Below are 15,622 nucleotides of genomic sequence, written 5' to 3'. Positions count from 1 at the left end.
CACGCCTCAGGGCGTGAGCGCTTCCTTGGCCAGGTTCCAGGCCTGCGCCAGTTGCAGGCCGCGGCTGTGGTAACCGCCCTTGACGCGGTGCATGCGCTCTTCGATGGTGCGCTGCACCTCGGCACTGGACTCGGTCCATTGCTGTTGCAGCGATTCGGCCTTGGCGTCGGCCTCTTCCTTGAGGTGGTCCACCTGCAGGCCGGCGGCGTGCACCAGGGTGTCAAGCTGCAGATTGAGCTGGGCCAGGTGGGCCTGCAGCCGGGTCTTGAGGTCGCCGCGGGCGGCGCCGGCCTCGGCCTTGAGCTCGCGGATCTCGGACTTCAGGCTGGCCATGTCGTGCTCGAACTGGGCCTGGGCCACCCCGCTGCGGCTGCGCCGGCTCACCCGGCCGCCCAGGCCTTCCAGGGCGGCATCGATGGGGGCCACGCGCTCTTCCTCCAGCTCAGCCACCAGGGCCACTTTGCCGGGCTGCAGGTTGTGCTCAGCGTCTTCGATGAAATCCAGCCCCACGCCCGAGGCCCAGAAGTCACGCACCGCCCCCAGCACGGTGCCGGTGACAGCGCCCAGGGCCACGCCCACCGGCCCGCCCAGCAGGCCGATCAGGCTGCCCACCGCCAGACCGGTGGCCGTGCCGACCAGCTCCGACTCATGCGGCGCGCGCACGCTGACCCGGCCGGTGGCGTCCTTGACCACCACCCCCGTGCCGTACAGCGTGATGTCGCCTGCGGCATGCAGGTGGCGCAGGGCCTGCAGCCCCGCATCGGCGGCCGCCTCGTTGTCAAAGATCGCGACCAGCAGTTTGTTCATGAGAACCTCGGTTCGGCTTGGGGTGGGCGGGCAGGTTTCAGCTCAGGGCCTTGTCGACCGACTTGCGCAGGCGCTGGGTGGCAGCGGTGACATTGGTCTCAAAATCGCGCCAATGCACGGCCGAGGCCTGCTTGAGCTCGGCCAGCTTGGCCTCAGCCGACTGGATGTCTTCCTTCAGGGCGGCGACCTGCAGATCCATCTTGGCCTTGGCTTCGGCGCTGGCATTGCTAGCCTTCTTTTCGAGATCGCTCAGCGTGACCTTGGCCTTGGCGATGTCACGGTCGGCTGCCGCCACAAACTGGTCGCGCTTGCTGGTGTCGGTGGCGTAAGTGAACTCGGGCAGGGCCTTGATGCTGTCCTTGGTGGCGCCGGGCAGCACCAGCTTGCCGGCCTTGTCCTGCACCTGCGAGACGGCAATCGCCACGTCATGGCGGCCAATGCCCACAAAGCCACCGGCACCGACGATGAGGTAGGACACATTGCGGTCCGGCGCGATGATCAGGTCTTCGACCTTGCCGACCTTGACGCCCGCATCGTTGTAGATCGTCTTGCCCATGAGGGTCTTCTTGACGCTCCAGCCCATGGCCACCTGGGTTGTCTCAGAGACATGGGTGTCCATCGTGGTCGTGCTGCCGGCCACCTGGGCCAGCGCCAGGCCAGGCTGCGAGAGGGTGAAGGCGCCCACGCAAAGCAAGGCGGCGACGGAAATTTTCGAAAGCGAGGTAGGGAACATGATGAGGTCCTGAGGTTGGAAGCAGGGCCCACCGCGCAGGCTTGCGAGGTGGGGACTGAGGCCATTTGGCGGGCCAGGGGCCTGCGGCGTCTGTACGACGGCGCACGTGGCTTGCTGCAGTGACAAGCAGGCCCGCTGGCGGTCATGCACGAGCCCGCCCTGGGGGCATTGCGCGGTGCGCCACAAGCACGCGCCTGGAGCCGCTAGAGTGCGGCCCATGCCTGCGCCGCCCCCGCCTTCATCCCGTGCCCTGGTGTGGTTCAAACGCGACCTGCGCCTGGCCGACCACGCGCCCTTGGTGGCAGCCCTGGCCCATGGCGATGCGGTGGGGCTGTTCATCATCGAGCCCGAGTGGCTGCACAGCCCGGAGTGCTCGCCCAGCCATGTGGCCTTCACGCTGGGCTGCCTGGCCGAGCTGCGCGCTGGCCTGGCCCGGCATGGGCTACCCCTGCTGGTGCGGGTGGGCTCGGCCACCGAGGTGCTGGCCACCCTGCACCAGGCGCTGCGCTTCAGCCACCTGCTGAGCCACGAGGAAACCGGCCCCGGCTGGTCGTACACCCGCGATCTGGCCGTGGCGCGCTGGTGCCGGGGCCAGGGCGTGAGCTGGCAGGAGCACCCCCAGACCGGCGTGGTGCGCGGGCTGCGCCAGCGCGCCGGCTGGGCCCAGCGCTGGCAGGCGCGCATGGACGCGCCCCGGCTCAGGCTGACAGGCCGATTTCACGCCGCCACCCCACTCGACCAACCCGATTTGCCCACGCTGGCCGAGCTCGGCCTGCCAGCCCCGGCGCAAACCCTGCAGCCCGCCGGCGAGCAGGCGGCCCTGCTCACGCTGCGCAGCTTTCTGGCCGAGCGTGGTCACGACTACCGGCGCACCATCTCCAGCCCGCTGAGCGCTGAGCACGGCTGCAGCCGGCTGAGCCCGCACCTGGCCTTTGGCACGGTGTCGATGCGCACCGTGCACCAGGCCACCGAGCAGGCCATTCTGAGCGCCCCCGACGCACGGGCCGCGGCGGCCCTGCGGGCCTTTGGCGGGCGCCTGCGCTGGCACTGCCACTTCATGCAGAAGCTGGAGAGCGAGCCCGAGATCGAGTGGCGCAACATGGCCCGGGTGTGCGACGGCCTGCGCGAAAGTGACTGGAACCCGACGCTTTTCGAGGCCTGGTGCGAAGGCCTCACCGGCTACCCCATGGTGGATGCCTGCATGCGCTCGCTCAAAGCCACGGGCTGGCTCAACTTTCGCATGCGCGCCATGCTGGTGAGCTTTGCCAGCTACCACCTGTGGCTGCACTGGCGCGAGACCGGGCTGTTCCTGGCACGCCAGTTCCTCGACTTTGAACCTGGCATCCACTGGTGCCAGCTGCAGATGCAAAGCGGCACCACCGGCATCAACACCTTGCGCATCTACTCGCCCATCAAGCAGGCGCAAGACCAGGACCCCGAAGGCCTGTTCATCCGCCGCTGGGTGCCCGAGCTGGCCCGGGTACCCCTGCCCTACCTGGCCCAGCCCTGGGCCATGCCGCCCAGCGTGCAGCAGCTGGCCCACTGCCACATCGGCCACGACTACCCAGCGCCGGTGGTGGACGACAAGGCGGCCGTGAAAGCCGCCAAAGACCGCCTCTACGCCCTGCGCCAGACCGAGGCCGCCCGGGCCGAGGCCGACGCCGTGCAGGCGCGCCACGGCTCACGCCGCAGCGGCCTGCCCCCCACGGGCAAGCAGCCCACCCGCCAGCGCCGCGCCCCACCCCGCCCCTCAGCCAACCCGGCCCAGGGCAGCCTGTTTTGAAAAGAAACAAAGGGAGACAACGCCCATGAGCCGCCAGGACTTCAAAGGCAACAAAAGCCACCTGCCCAGCAAACCCTGCACGGTGTGCGGCCGCCCGATGAGCTGGCGCAAGGCCTGGGCCAAGAACTGGGAGCAGGTGCTGTATTGCAGCGAGGCCTGTCGGCGCAACAAGAAGCAGCCCGGCCAGTGAATGCACTTCAGGGGCCTGACCACCGGCCGGGCGTCTCGATGCCCCTGCGGCCCCAAGCCTCAGGGCTTGCGCACCACCACCTGCGACAGAGGGTAAGCCCCCATGGTGCCCACGGTGCCGTACACCGCGGCGGCCGTGCCCGTCATGCAGCTGGCGCCCATCATGCCCAGGGCCGTGCAGTCGGCATAAGCCGTCTGCTGCAGCTGGGCGCTGCTCAGGGCGACGCTGGGGTCGTCGGTGTTGACAAAGACCAGGGCATAGGCGTTGCCCACCCCACCGGCTGACGGGTTGGCGGCGGCCGGGTAGCCGTGGTAGCGGGCATCGCTGGCCACGCCGGGGCGCCAGCCTTCGTTGCCATGGGCCACCACAAAGGTGTTGTTGGTGGCCAGGTAGAAGGCCCCCACCAGCACGCCGGTGCCGGTGCTGTCGGCATAGTGCACGCCCTGGCGGCTCAAGGGCACGGTGGTCATGGGGGTGTCGGTCATGGACTCTGTCAGCAGCCCGCTCAGGCCCGAGACGCTGCGCGTGGTGGAGTTGAAGCTGAAGCTGCCCGTGAAGATGCTGTTGTTGGGCTGGGTCTGCGGCTCGTAGAACGTGGCGGTGACCTGGTAGTCGGTGATCACCTGGACCGGCTCCGAGGCCGGGCCGGTGCCCTGCGCATTGACCGCATTCACCACCCAGGCATAGCCAGCGCAAGACGTGCCGCAGGCCACCTGGATCGGCGACGCGCTGGCACTGACGCTGGCGCTCAGCCCCGCCGGCACCGAGCTGACCTGGTAGCCCGTGATCGGCGAGCCCCCGCTGGCGGTAGCACCGATGCTGATCACGACCGTGCTCGCATCCGCGCCCAGCCGGGCCTTGAGCCCCGTGGGGGCTTCGGGCAGCCCCACCGAGGTGGCAGAGCTCACGCTCAGGGTCTGGGCCACCTGGGCGGCGGCGGCGTACAGGTTGTTGCCTGCCTGGTCGGCCGTGACGGTGCAGGTGCCCAGGGCCAGGCCTTGCACCAGCCCACTGGTGGCGTCGACGCGGCAGACCTGGGGCGTGAGGCTGCCGTAGCGCACGGCCAGGCCCGAACTGGCCTGCGCCGTGACCGTGGCGCTGCCCCCCAGCGTGAGTGCAGGGGCGCTGCCGAAGCGGATGCTTTGCGCGGCCAGACCCTGGGTCTGCACCACCAGGGTTTGGGTGAGCTGCGGTGCCGGCTGGTAGTCGGCGTTGCCAGCCTGGTTGGCCGCCACCACGCAGCTGCCCGTGCTCAGGGCGGTGACCCGCCCGGTGTCCAGCACCTGGCAGACGGCCAGGGTCAGGCTGCTGAAGCTGACACTCAGGCCCGAGCTGGCGGTGGCGCTCACCTGGGCGCTTTGCCCCAGGATGAGGGTGGGCGCCGGGCCGAACTGCAGGGTCTGGCTCTTGGCCAGGGTGGCGGGGGCGAGGCCGCCGCCGCAGGCGCTCAACAGGCCGGCCAGCCCAGTGCCTAAAACAAGGGCCAGCGCCCGGTGCGTGGCCTGCGGCCAAGACCGGGGCCTTGCCGGCCCCAGGATGCGGGAGATGAATGTGTGCATGAAAGAGGTTCCTCAGAAGTCAAGACGCAGCGCCAACTGGATCGAACGGCCCTTGCCGGGCACGGGCACGCCCCAGGCGATGCCATTGATGGCCATGGACGAGCCCTGGCCCAGATAGGCCCCGCCCAGGGGCGCGCTGTAGAAGCGGTTGAAGAGGTTGTCGATGCCGAAGTCGAAGCGGGCCTTCTGGAACTGGTAACTGGCGCGCCAGTTCAGCAAGGCATAGCCGGCGGTGGGCATCTCGTTGCGCACCTGCGAGACCCGGGTCTTGGCGCTGACGGCCAGCCACTCCAGGCTCTGGCTCCAGGCCCCCTGCTGCTGCTCGACCGACCAGCGCAGGTTCAGCGGCATCAGGTTGTACAGGCCATCGCCGGTGACACGGTTCGTGCCCTGCACCCAGTTGAGCACGGCTCGGGTCTGCAGCGTGCCCAGGCTGGCGTGGCGGCCCAACAGCGCCCGCCCGGACAGGTCCAGCCCCTGCATGCGGGCCTGCTGATTCAGGTATTGCAAGAGTACGAAGCTTTGCGTGTCGGTCTGGTTGGCGGCAGCGCACTGGCCGATGGCGCAGCGCTGGGCGTCGATGTAGTTCTCGATCTGCGTCAGATAGACCGTGCCGCGGACCTGCCAGCCGGGCTCGGTGCCTGGACTTGCATCGGGGGCCGGCACGGCCTGCCAGTCGGCCGTGGCGCTCAGGGTGTGGGCCACCTCGGGGCGCAGGTTCTGGTTGCCGATGTAGCCATTGCCGTCACCGGCAAAGTTGTTCATCAAGGCGGCCATGGCCTGGGTGGACCAGGGGTAGCGCTGGTACAGGCTGGGCGCGCGCGACTTGCGCGCATAGCCCAGCTCGTAGGACTGGCCGGCGGCGGGGGTGTGGCGCACCAGGGCCGTCAAATCCCAGTTCAGGTCGGAGCGGCGATGCCCCTGGGCATTGAAGCTGGCGGCATCGTTGCCCCACAGGGTGGCCAGGTTGTTGTTGTAGCCCTGGGCCGGCGCCGCGTCCGTGGTGACCGAGCTCAGGCGCAGGCCGATCAGGCTGCTCCACTGCGGCTGCCATTGGGCCTCCCACTCGGCAAAGGCGTCGTGGCGTTGGCGCCGCCCGTAGTTCAGGTTCCAGAACGCATTCGGGCCCATGGTGCCACCCACCGGAGGCCACCAGTCGTTCAGGCTGTGGTGCTGGGCCTCCAGGCCCAGGCGCAGCAGGTCGCGCTGGGTCCAGTTGATGTGGGCCTTGAGCGAGGCGCCCAGGGTGCGGGCCTGGGTGTTCATGGGCATGCCGGTGCCGTAGCTGTCGCGGTCGACCCCCATGTCCATGCGGTGGCTGGTGCGCTGGCTGTAGGCCTGGGCCAGCAGCTCGCCCCACTCATACTGCCCTTGGTAACGGGCATTGAGCTGGGTGTTGCGGTTGCCCGTCATGTCCATGCGCTGGTTGGGGTAGCCCTCGAAAGGGATGTCCTGCTGACTGGCACTGAGCTGCAGCCAATGCGTGTCGTGCCGCAGGGCCAGGCCCAGGCTCTGGTTGCGGGCCCGGTAGGCGGAAGAGCCCACCTCGTCGCCCGCCAGCGCGCCGCCCGAGGTGGCCGCAGCCGCCTTGAATGGCGCCGCAGCGTGGTAGTTGTCCGACTGGGCGCTGGAGCCGGTATAGCTCAGGCTCAGGCCCTCATTGGCCACCACCAGGGCGGCATCGGCGCCACGGCCGCGGCCATTGCTTCGGTAGAAGCTGCCCAGGTGGCCCTGGGTCAGCAAACCCTCGCCGGCGGCGGCGAACTGGGGCGCCGCCGACTCGACCTGCACGGTGCCGCCCAGGCTGTCGCCCCCCACGCTCACCGGCGTGATGCCGGCAAACACCCGCACCCGGGCCACGTTCGAAGCATCGATGTAGGACAGCGGTGAGTTCATGTGGTTGGGGCAGGCCGCCATCAGGTCCATGCCGTCGACCTGCACGCGCAGGCGCTCGTCGGCCAGCCCGTGGATGACCGGCAGCGACGACACGCCGCCCGCGCCGTACAGGCTGAGCCCGGGCAGCCCGTCCAGCAGCTCGGCGGCATCGCTGCTGCCCAGGCGCCGCGGGGTGAGGGCCGCGCCTTCGAGGCGCAGGCGCCCCGGCAGGCTGCGGCTCTCGTTGCCGGGTGCGATGTCGGTGACCGTGACAGTGGAGAGCGTCGCCGTGGGGTGCGTCGCCATGGAGTGCGTTGCAGCCGCTGCGGGCGTGTCCTTCGCGGCGCCCTCGGGCGCAGCGGTCTGGGCCAGCAGCAGGCCGCTGGCCGAACCGGCCAACAAGGCCATCAGACCGCGGGTGCGGGCTGGGTGTCGTTTCATGGGGTTCTCCTTGTGCCAGGGGGCGGGCTCTGGAACGGATCGGCGTGGCGCGGGTCGCGCAGGAAGGTGGGGTCCGTCAGGGTCTTGAGGAAGGCAAGCAGGTCGGCCTGGTCCTGGCGGCTCAGGGCCCGTGGGTGCACCAGCGCGCTCTTGAGCGGGCCGGCACGCCCATCCCCCGCGTCGGGCCCCTGGGTGATGCGGCGCCCGCCGTCGGCGTACAGGGCAATGGCTTCTTGCAGCGTGGCCACCGAGCCGTCGTGCATGTAGGGCGCGGTGACCTCGATGTTGCGCAGGGTGGGTGCGCGGAAATGGCCCATGTCGGCCGCCTTGCCGGTGATCTCGATCAGGCCGGGGCTGGCCGCCGGGTAGGCCCCGCGCCCATCCAGGTTGTACAGGCCCTTGTTGTAGAAGCTCACGTCGACATCGCGCGTGGCCATGGTCAGGAACTGGTTGCTGAAATTGGGCTCCTGATGGCACTTGACGCACTCGGCCTGGCGGAACAGCTTCAGGCCGCGGGCTTCAGGTGCGCTGAAGCGGGCCTTGCCTTGCTTCACCCGGTCGTACTTGCTGTTGAAGCTGAGCAGCGAGCGCTCAAAGGCCGAGACCGCCTTGATCACGTGGTCCCAGCTGATGGCGCCCTGCGGGTCTTCGGGGAAGGCCGCGGCAAAGCGCCGGGGGTAGCCGGGCTCGGCCTGCAGGCGCTGCAGCACCTGCTGCACGTTGGCGTCGTTCACGCCCATTTCGACCGGGGTCTCGCCAAAGACCGGGTTGGTCATCTGGCGCTCCAAGGTGATCAGCGCGGGGTTGGCCCAGGTGTAGGTGGCATTGAACGCCACATTGGCCAGCGACATCGGGCTGCGCGGATGCGCCTCGCCGGTCGAGCCCAGGCCGTGGGCACGGCCATCGGTGAAGGCCAGGCGCTGAAAGTGGCACGAGCCGCAAGACTGGGTGCCATTGCCCGACAGGCGCTTGTCGTAGAACAGAAAGCGGCCCAGCTCGACCTTGGCCGATGACATCGGGTTGTCGGCCGGCACGCGCGGTGGCGCCACATCGGCAGGCAGTTGCCAGACCCAGTCTGCGGGCCCTGCACCGGCCCTCTTGAGCGAGGCCGCAGAGACGGCCGGCGTGGTAGTGGGCGCGATGTGCCCGGGGCGCTCACTGGAGGCGAAAGCCGACTGACCAGGGCACAGAGCCCCCGCCATCAGGCTCACACCCAGCCAGGCCCCTGGCCACCGGGCACCCCAGGCATCAAGCATGGTGGTGCCCATGGATCACAATCCCACCGCCTTGAAGGCGCTCTGGGTCTGGCCCGACATCGGCTGCCCCGTGCCCGTGCCGTCGCTGTTGAAGGTCAAGGCCAACACACCGAAAGGCCCGACGCATTTGGCATCGGTGGGGCTGGACATGCAGCTGTTGGCCACGCTGAAATCGGCGCTGACAAACAGGGCTTTCACGTCCAGCGCAATCGCCTGGGTGTTGGGGTTGAAGCTCGAGAAGGTCAAAGGCACGCGGTTCGGCGCGGTGCAGCTGCTGATCGCCACCCCGTTGGCCGGATCGCCCACGCAGCCGGTGGAGCCGAGATGCAGCAGGGTCATGGGGCTGCCCGTGTCGGTGCTTTGCAACTCCACCTTGGTGAACTTGCGGCCACCGCGCCAGTTCCAGGACATGCCGGGGTTCACATCAGAGCGCAATACCGCCGGGGTGGCCGGGTCGGTCGAGTTGAGGTGGTTGAGCGAGAACGGCACGCCCAGCGTCATGGTGACGCCCACGTACTGCCCGGCCGGCACGGTGCCCTGGATCAGCTTGTTCAGCGAGGCGGCCGCCGTGCAACTGCCCACGCCCGTCTGCGACAGGGTGATCAGGCTCACGCTGTCCGCGCCCTGGTAGTTGTTGTTGTCGGTGCCCGACAGGGTCAGCGCCACCGAGCTGCCATCGGCTTTCAGCAGCTTCACATTCGAGATGTAGAAGCGCAGGTCCTGGATCTGGGCGCCGCTGCTTTTGCTGCCCAGCCCCGCCACGGCCGTGCCGCACTGGATCGGGGTGCTGCCGGCATAGGCGGCAAACTGCAGCTTGACGGCGCCGCTCGCATCAACCGACCAGCCGTTGCCGCTACCGCCGTCGCCACCGCCGCCACAGGCACTCAACAGGGCCGACAGCGCCAGGGCGGCGCTGGCCGCGCCAAGAAGGGATTTGGAATACCGGGACGTAGAAAAGCAAGCCATGAATAGCTCCTGCATCAAATCGCTGAAATAAGAAGGGTGCGATCGAGCACCAGCACCCCACGCCGAGAAGGTGGGTCTGGTGTTCCGATCAGAAAGTGAAGTGAAGCGGCACGGCGCAGCCAGCCCTCAGGGGGTGGCGACGGGCGTGCGCACTCCGGGTGCGCGGTGCCCGCAGGGCAGCCGCCACCAGATGGCGCAAGAAGGGGTTGAAGGGGGTCGGGCCAGGGCTGTGCCGCTGCACGCCAGCTCAATCACTCAAGCAAGCACGAAGCGCCAACAACAGGTCTGGCGAGGCCCTCAGGCCAGAGGCGGGGCGCGTGGATGCGCCAGACGCAGGTCCGGGCGCAGATCGGGAACGGTGGGGGCCGGCAGCAGCCAGCGGGGCCGCTCAGGCGCCAGCACCGGCAGCACCAGGCTGGGCGCCGGGCCCAGGCGATCGAGCATGAGCACGCAGTAGGCGCAGTCATCGATGCTGACGGCCGGGGTGTCCGAAAGATCGGCCAAGGCCATGCCGGCCAAAGCCTTGCCCGAGGGTTGGGTCGCCGAGCACACATCGGCCCAGATCAGGGCCGAGGGTTGCTGCGCCGCCAGGGCCCGCGAAACCGTGGGCATGAGCGAGGCCAGCACCATGGCCGCGACCATCCACCAGCTGGCAAGCCGGCGGCCGGGGGCACTGCGGAAGGGGTGGCTCAGGTGGCGCATGGACAGCCAACCATTATGCAGCCATGGGTTCACAAAAGGCTTACATCACGTCAATGAATCTTCACGGCACCACGGGCCTCTGAGAGCAGGCGCACGGGGTCGTGGGTGCGCCTTGTCCTCAAGCCTCAGGCCTTGCGAAATAGGCGCACCACGAGCCCACGCGCCCATCGAACCAGGGGCGAGTGCTCGTGGCGTCGGCTCCAGTGCACAGCGACATTGAAGGCATTGGACGGTAGCTCGGTGTCGAGCAGCAAGAAAGGCCCGTCCTGCACGAATTCGCGCGCAATCGCCAACGGCATGAGGACCGCCAGGTCAGAGTGGCGCACGATGCCCGGCAGCGCCAGAAAGGTCGACGTCGTGAGCTTGATCTGCCGGTCCAGACTGGCGGCGCGCAGCATCTGGAGCGTTTGCGCATGCGAGCGCACGGCCACCAACTCCAGGGAGTGCATCTTTCGCAGGCTCAGGACGGGCCGCTTGAGCGACTCCGTGATCGGATGTCCTTTGCGCAGCAGCACCACATAGCGGTCCGACAGCAACTGTTCGCTGGCCGAGCCGGTCAGCTCGGGCAGAAACCCGATGGCGAGATGGATGTCCCCGTTGTCCAGCGCCAGCCCGATCTCAGACTGGGGCAACGCCCTCGCCTGCACCTGGATACCTGGGGCCAGCCGCCTCAACTCGGACATCAGTTCCGGCAGAAACCGCGCCTCGCCGATGTCGGTGAGGTGAATGCGCAACTCGGTGCTGGAGCTGCGCGGGTCGAAGGTGTTGTCGGAGGCCAGGCCGGCCTCCAGATGGGCCAGGCCGGTCTGCACCGAGCGCGCCAGGTCGTCGGCCCGGGGCGTGGGTCGGACGCCGCCGCGCGTCCGCTCGAACAGGGGGTCGCCGAGCGCCAGCCTCAGCCGTGTCAGGGCCTGGCTGGTGGAAGGCTGGGACAGGCCCAGCTGTTCGGCGGCACGGCTCACGTTGCGGGTTCGATAGATCACATCGAAGACCCTCAGCAGGTTCAGATCGAGCTGTTCCATTTATTGGATTTTCCAATGGCACTTAGTAGGCTCATATTGTTGCCCGACTTAGTGCTTGTGCCCAAACTCGCGTCATCAAACAAGTTGTTGAACCAGACGGAGACGCCATGCCCATCGAATCGCCCCCCCGACCCACCGTGCGCGAAGCCTTTGTGCGCTTGATGCGAGACCTGGGCATCGACACGGTTTTCGGCAACCCAGGCTCGACCGAATTGCCCATGTTCCGCAACTACCCGAAGGATTTCCAGTACATCCTGGGCTTGCAGGAGTCGGTGGTCGTCGGCATGGCCGACGGGTATGCGCAGGCCACGCGCAACGCGGCCATGGTCAACCTGCACTCGGCAGCAGGCGTGGGCCACGCCATGGGCAACATCTTCACGGCGTTCCGCAACCAGACGCCCCTGATCATCACGGCCGGCCAACAGGCCCGTTCCATCCTTCCGTTCGACCCGTTTTTGTCGGCAACCCAGGCCACCGAACTGCCGCGGCCCTATGTGAAATGGGCCATCGAGCCCGCCCGCGCCGAGGACGTGCCGCTGGCCCTGTTGCGGGCCTACCAGGTGGCCATGCAGGCGCCCCAAGGCCCCGTCTTCATCTCGATCCCGGCGGACGACTGGGAGAAGACCTGCGATTGGGTAACGCCACGGCAGGTCAGCCATGCGAGCGCCCCTGATCCCGCCCTGTTGGCGCAGGTGGCCAAGGCCCTGGCGGGCAGCCGCTCCCCCGTCATCGTCGTCGGTGCAGGGGTGGACCGTGATGCGGCCGTGGAGGCCGTGGTCAAGCTGGCCGAGCGCCACCAGGCGCCGGTCTACACCGCCCCCATGAGCGCGCGCTGCGGCTTTCCCGAGCAGCACCCACTGTTCTCGGGCTTTCTGCCGCCGATGCGCGAACGCATCGTCGCCACCCTGGCAGGCCACGACCTGATCCTGGTGCTGGGCGCACCGGCCTTCAGCTACCACATCGAGGGCCAGGGCCCCCATATCCCCGAGGGCAGCACGCTGTGGCAGATCGTCGATGATGCGCACACTGCGGCCTGGACACCTGCGGGCCACAGCGTGGTCTGCAGCGTCCGGCTGGCGGTGCAAAGCCTGCTGGCAGCGCCCTCGGGCGAGGCCCTGCGCAGCGGACCAGCGGCTCGGCCCGCCGCCGAGCGGGCTGAGCCGACCGGCCCGATGTCGGTGACCTTCGCGCTGCAGACGCTCGACGAGCTGCGCCAGCCCCATGACGTGGTGGTGGAAGAGGCGCCCGGATCCCGCGGCGTGATGCAGCGCCACCTGCCCATGCCTGGGGCGGACTCGTTCTACACCATGGCCAGTGGCGGCCTCGGACACGGCATGCCGGCGGCGGTCGGCGTTGCGCTGGGGCGTCGCCAACTCGGCCTGCCGGGTCGCGTGATTGCATTGATCGGCGACGGCTCCAGCATGTACTCGATCCAAGCCCTGTTCAGTGCGGCCCGCCTCAAGCTGCCCCTGACCTTCGTCATCCTGAACAACCGGCGCTACGCCGCGCTTCAAGACTTTGCGCCGGTCTTCGGCTATGCCCCTGGTGAGACACCCGAGGGGACTGACCTGGATGGACTCGACTTCCCTGCACTGGCCGCAGGCCACGGCCTGCCCGGCCGTCGCGTTGAAGAACCCGACGCCTTGCGAGAGGCCCTGGCCGAGGCCCTGACCCACGACGGCCCCTGCCTGATCGAACTCGTCGTGGCCTGAGCCCGGCATCCGATACCCCAAGCAAACCACCAGGAGACAACCATGCAACAGATCCAGCTTCTCATTCACGGCGAGCCCTGCGACGCCGCCTCCGGGCGCACCTTTGAACGCCGCAACCCGCTCGATGGCAAGGTGGCGACACGCGCCCCTGCCGCAACCCCGGCCGACGCCGTGCGCGCCGTGGAGGCGGCGCAAAAGGCCTTCCCGGCCTGGGCCGCCCTGGGCCCGGGGGCTCGCCGCGCCTTGTTGCTGAAGGCTGCGACCGCGCTGGAAGCAAAGTCCGCCGCCTTCGCGGCCACGATGGCAGCGGAGACCGGCAGCTCGGCCATCTGGGCCGGCTTCAACGTGCACGTCGCCGCGGGCATGCTGCAAGAGGCCGCGTCCCTGACCACCCAGGTGGGTGGGGAGCTGATTCCCTCCGATGTGCCAGGCAGCCTGGCCATGGCCGTGCGCCAGCCGGCGGGTGTGGTGCTCGGCATGGCCCCCTGGAACGCCCCGGTCATCCTGGGCGTGCGCGCCGTGGCAACCCCCCTGGCCTGTGGCAACACGGTGGTCCTCAAGGGGTCCGAGCTGTCGCCCGCCACGCACGGGCTGATCATCGAGGCCTTGCAGGAGGCGGGTTTGCCCGCCGGGGTCGTGAACTTCATCACCAACGCACCGGAGGACGCCGGCGCCGTGGTGGAAGCCATGGTGGCCCACCCTGCCGTGCGCCGGGTCAACTTCACCGGGTCCACCCGGGTGGGCCGGATCATCGCGAACCTGTGTGCCCGACACCTGAAGCCCGCCGTCCTTGAGCTGGGTGGCAAGGCGCCTTTGCTGGTTTTGGAGGACGCAGACCTGGATGCCGCGGTACAAGGTGCCGCCTTCGGCGCCTTCGCCAATTCAGGACAGATCTGCATGTCGACCGAACGCATCATCGTGGACCAGGCGATTGCCGACGACTTCGTCGCCCGGCTGACGGCCAAGGCCAAGTCCCTGCCTTTGGGCGATCCACGCCAGGGCCCGGTGGTTCTGGGCTCGGTGGTGGACATGAGCACGGTGAAGCGTTGCAACGCCTTGATCGATGACGCCCTGGCCAAGGGGGCGACCCTGCTGTGCGGCGGCAAGGCCGACTCCACCCTGATGCCTGCCACCTTGCTGGACCACGTGACACCCGACATGCTGATCTACCAGGAGGAGAGCTTCGGCCCGGTCAAGCCCATCGTGCGGGTGGAGGGTGTGGATGCCGCCGTGGCCTGCGCCAACGACAACGCCTTCGGCCTGTCGGCTGCCGTCTTCAGCCGCGACATCGCCAAGGCCTGGAACGTGGCGCGCCGCATCGAGTCCGGCATCTGCCACATCAACGCCCCCACGGTGCATGACGAGCCCCAGATGCCCTTCGGCGGCGTGAAGGATTCGGGCTATGGTCACTTCGGTGGGCGTGCCGGCATCGAATCCTTCACGGATCTGCGCTGGGTGACCCTGCAGACGACCGAACGCCACTACCCCTTCTGAGGCCTGCGCCGCACGCCCCTAACACCCCAGCCCCCTGAGCTCACAGAACCCATTGAAGGCCCCCATGCCCCTGCCTCTTTGCACCCGAAATCCCCTTGCCCTGCCCTGCGCCGGCGCTGGAGCCGCACCATGAAAATCGCTGTTGTCGGTGCCGGCGCCATGGGCTCCCTTTTCGGTGGTCTGCTGGCCGAGCGGGGGCATGAGGTCGCGCTGATCGATGTCCATGCCGCGCACCTGGAGGCCATCCAGTCCAAGGGGTTGCGGCTGCACACCGACCAGGGTGATCGCCACATCCACAACCTGACGGCCTGTCTGCCCGCCCAGGCGCAAGAGCAGCCGGATCTGGTGCTGGTGTTCACCAAGACTTTGCACACCGGTGCTGCGCTGACTGGCGTGGCCCACCTGTTCGGCCCCGAGACCCATGTGCTGTCGCTTCAGAACGGCCTGGGCAACGTGGAGGTCATCCAGACCCATGTGGCCGCTGAACGCATCCTGATCGGCGTCACCACCTGGCCAGCCGATCTGGTGGGCCCCGGCCATGTGCACTCGCACGGCCAAGGGATGATCCGCTTGATGTCGGCCGACGGCCAGACCAGCCCCATGGTGGCCCGGACGGTGCAGGCCCTGGACGATGCCGGCCTGGCCTGCGCAGCGGATGCCGAAGTGTGGGCCGCCATCTGGGAGAAGGTCGCGTTCAACGCGGCGCTGAACAGCATCTGTGCGGTCAGCCAGTGCACGGTCGATCAGTTGGGCCAGGGCGACGGCCAGGCGCTGGCCTTTGCCGTGGTCGACGAAGCCCTGGCGGTGGCCCAGGCCGAGGGCATCCATGCGGATGTCGAGGCCTGCAAAGCCAAGGTGGCCTCGGCCATCGCTCACCACCGGGGCCACAAGCCCTCGATGCTGCAGGACGTGCTGGCCGGCCGGCCCACCGAGATCGAGGCCATCAACGGCGCCATCGTTGCCCACGCACAAGACCACAGCATCCCGGTGCCGTGCACCCGCACCCTGCTGCAGCTCGTTCGGCTGGTGCAGGCCCGTGGCGCAGCCAGCCCCCCGGCTGCTTGAACCGGGCCCCGACCTCT

At 68.6% G+C, this 15,622-nt stretch carries 13 protein-coding genes; 5 read left to right on the top strand and 8 right to left on the bottom strand.

From position 1 onward, the window contains the following. Positions 1 to 6: 6 nt before the first annotated feature. Both F624_RS33145 and F624_RS0101285 read right to left on the bottom strand, forming a co-directional pair. Complete coding sequence (locus F624_RS33145; RefSeq protein WP_019572442.1) at positions 7 to 807, bottom strand: DUF1269 domain-containing protein; 801 nt, start codon at positions 805 to 807, stop codon at positions 7 to 9. Between the two features lie 37 nt (positions 808 to 844). Continuing rightward, positions 845 to 1,540 carry a sll1863 family stress response protein gene (locus F624_RS0101285; RefSeq protein ID WP_031253799.1) on the bottom strand — a complete coding sequence of 232 codons (696 nt, stop codon included), beginning with the start codon at positions 1,538 to 1,540 and terminating at the stop codon, positions 845 to 847. Between the two features lie 217 nt (positions 1,541 to 1,757). Here F624_RS0101285 and F624_RS0101280 point away from each other — a divergent pair, with 217 nt between their 5' ends. Both F624_RS0101280 and F624_RS33865 read left to right on the top strand, forming a co-directional pair. Continuing rightward, positions 1,758 to 3,323, top strand: coding sequence for an FAD-binding domain-containing protein (locus F624_RS0101280; protein WP_031253798.1), 1,566 nt, complete (start codon positions 1,758 to 1,760; stop codon positions 3,321 to 3,323). A 25-nt stretch (positions 3,324 to 3,348) separates the two neighbouring features. After that, the gene (locus F624_RS33865; protein WP_019572439.1) at positions 3,349 to 3,513 is read left to right on the top strand and encodes a DUF2256 domain-containing protein; all 165 of its coding nucleotides are present in this window, start codon (positions 3,349 to 3,351) and stop codon (positions 3,511 to 3,513) included. 59 nt (positions 3,514 to 3,572) lie between these two features. On the opposite strand, the gene F624_RS33140 is transcribed toward F624_RS33865, so the two are convergent. The 6 genes from F624_RS33140 to F624_RS0101245 form a co-directional block, all read right to left on the bottom strand. Further along, positions 3,573 to 5,072: a fibronectin type III domain-containing protein gene (locus F624_RS33140; RefSeq protein ID WP_157443266.1), complete on the bottom strand. Its 1,500-nt coding sequence runs from the start codon at positions 5,070 to 5,072 to the stop codon at positions 3,573 to 3,575. A gap of 12 nt (positions 5,073 to 5,084) precedes the next feature. Continuing rightward, positions 5,085 to 7,388 carry a TonB-dependent receptor gene (locus F624_RS0101265; RefSeq protein WP_157443265.1) on the bottom strand — a complete coding sequence of 768 codons (2,304 nt, stop codon included), beginning with the start codon at positions 7,386 to 7,388 and terminating at the stop codon, positions 5,085 to 5,087. Continuing rightward, positions 7,385 to 8,656, bottom strand: a complete 1,272-nt coding sequence (locus tag F624_RS0101260) for a methanobactin export MATE transporter MbnM (RefSeq protein ID WP_019572436.1) — start codon at positions 8,654 to 8,656, stop codon at positions 7,385 to 7,387. Before F624_RS0101260 ends, F624_RS0101265 begins: the two co-directional genes overlap by 4 nt. Before the next feature lie 3 nt (positions 8,657 to 8,659). Then, complete coding sequence (locus tag F624_RS0101255) at positions 8,660 to 9,610, bottom strand: MbnP family copper-binding protein (protein ID WP_019572435.1); 951 nt, start codon at positions 9,608 to 9,610, stop codon at positions 8,660 to 8,662. A 297-nt stretch (positions 9,611 to 9,907) separates the two neighbouring features. Further along, complete coding sequence (locus tag F624_RS0101250; protein ID WP_019572434.1) at positions 9,908 to 10,312, bottom strand: DUF2946 domain-containing protein; 405 nt, start codon at positions 10,310 to 10,312, stop codon at positions 9,908 to 9,910. A 125-nt stretch (positions 10,313 to 10,437) separates the two neighbouring features. Continuing rightward, positions 10,438 to 11,334 (bottom strand): LysR substrate-binding domain-containing protein, encoded by an 897-nt coding sequence (locus tag F624_RS0101245; protein WP_019572433.1) that lies wholly within the window; start codon positions 11,332 to 11,334, stop codon positions 10,438 to 10,440. Between the two features lie 107 nt (positions 11,335 to 11,441). Between F624_RS0101245 and mdlC the strand changes: the two genes are divergently transcribed. The 3 genes from mdlC (at position 11,442) to F624_RS0101230 (ending at position 15,605) form a co-directional block, all read left to right on the top strand. Further along, entirely contained in the window at positions 11,442 to 13,046 is a 1,605-nt protein-coding gene (gene mdlC / locus F624_RS0101240) for a benzoylformate decarboxylase (protein WP_019572432.1), read from the top strand. A 42-nt stretch (positions 13,047 to 13,088) separates the two neighbouring features. Beyond that, positions 13,089 to 14,540 (top strand): aldehyde dehydrogenase, encoded by a 1,452-nt coding sequence (locus F624_RS0101235; protein WP_019572431.1) that lies wholly within the window; start codon positions 13,089 to 13,091, stop codon positions 14,538 to 14,540. A 129-nt stretch (positions 14,541 to 14,669) separates the two neighbouring features. Beyond that, positions 14,670 to 15,605: a ketopantoate reductase family protein gene (locus F624_RS0101230; protein ID WP_019572430.1), complete on the top strand. Its 936-nt coding sequence runs from the start codon at positions 14,670 to 14,672 to the stop codon at positions 15,603 to 15,605. Positions 15,606 to 15,622 lie beyond the last annotated feature (17 nt).

Source organism: Curvibacter lanceolatus ATCC 14669, assembly GCF_000381265.1.
Classification (GTDB): domain Bacteria; phylum Pseudomonadota; class Gammaproteobacteria; order Burkholderiales; family Burkholderiaceae_C; genus Curvibacter; species Curvibacter lanceolatus.
The sequence above is the reverse complement of the archived record's forward strand: the minus strand, read 5'-3'. Positions and strand labels throughout refer to the sequence as shown.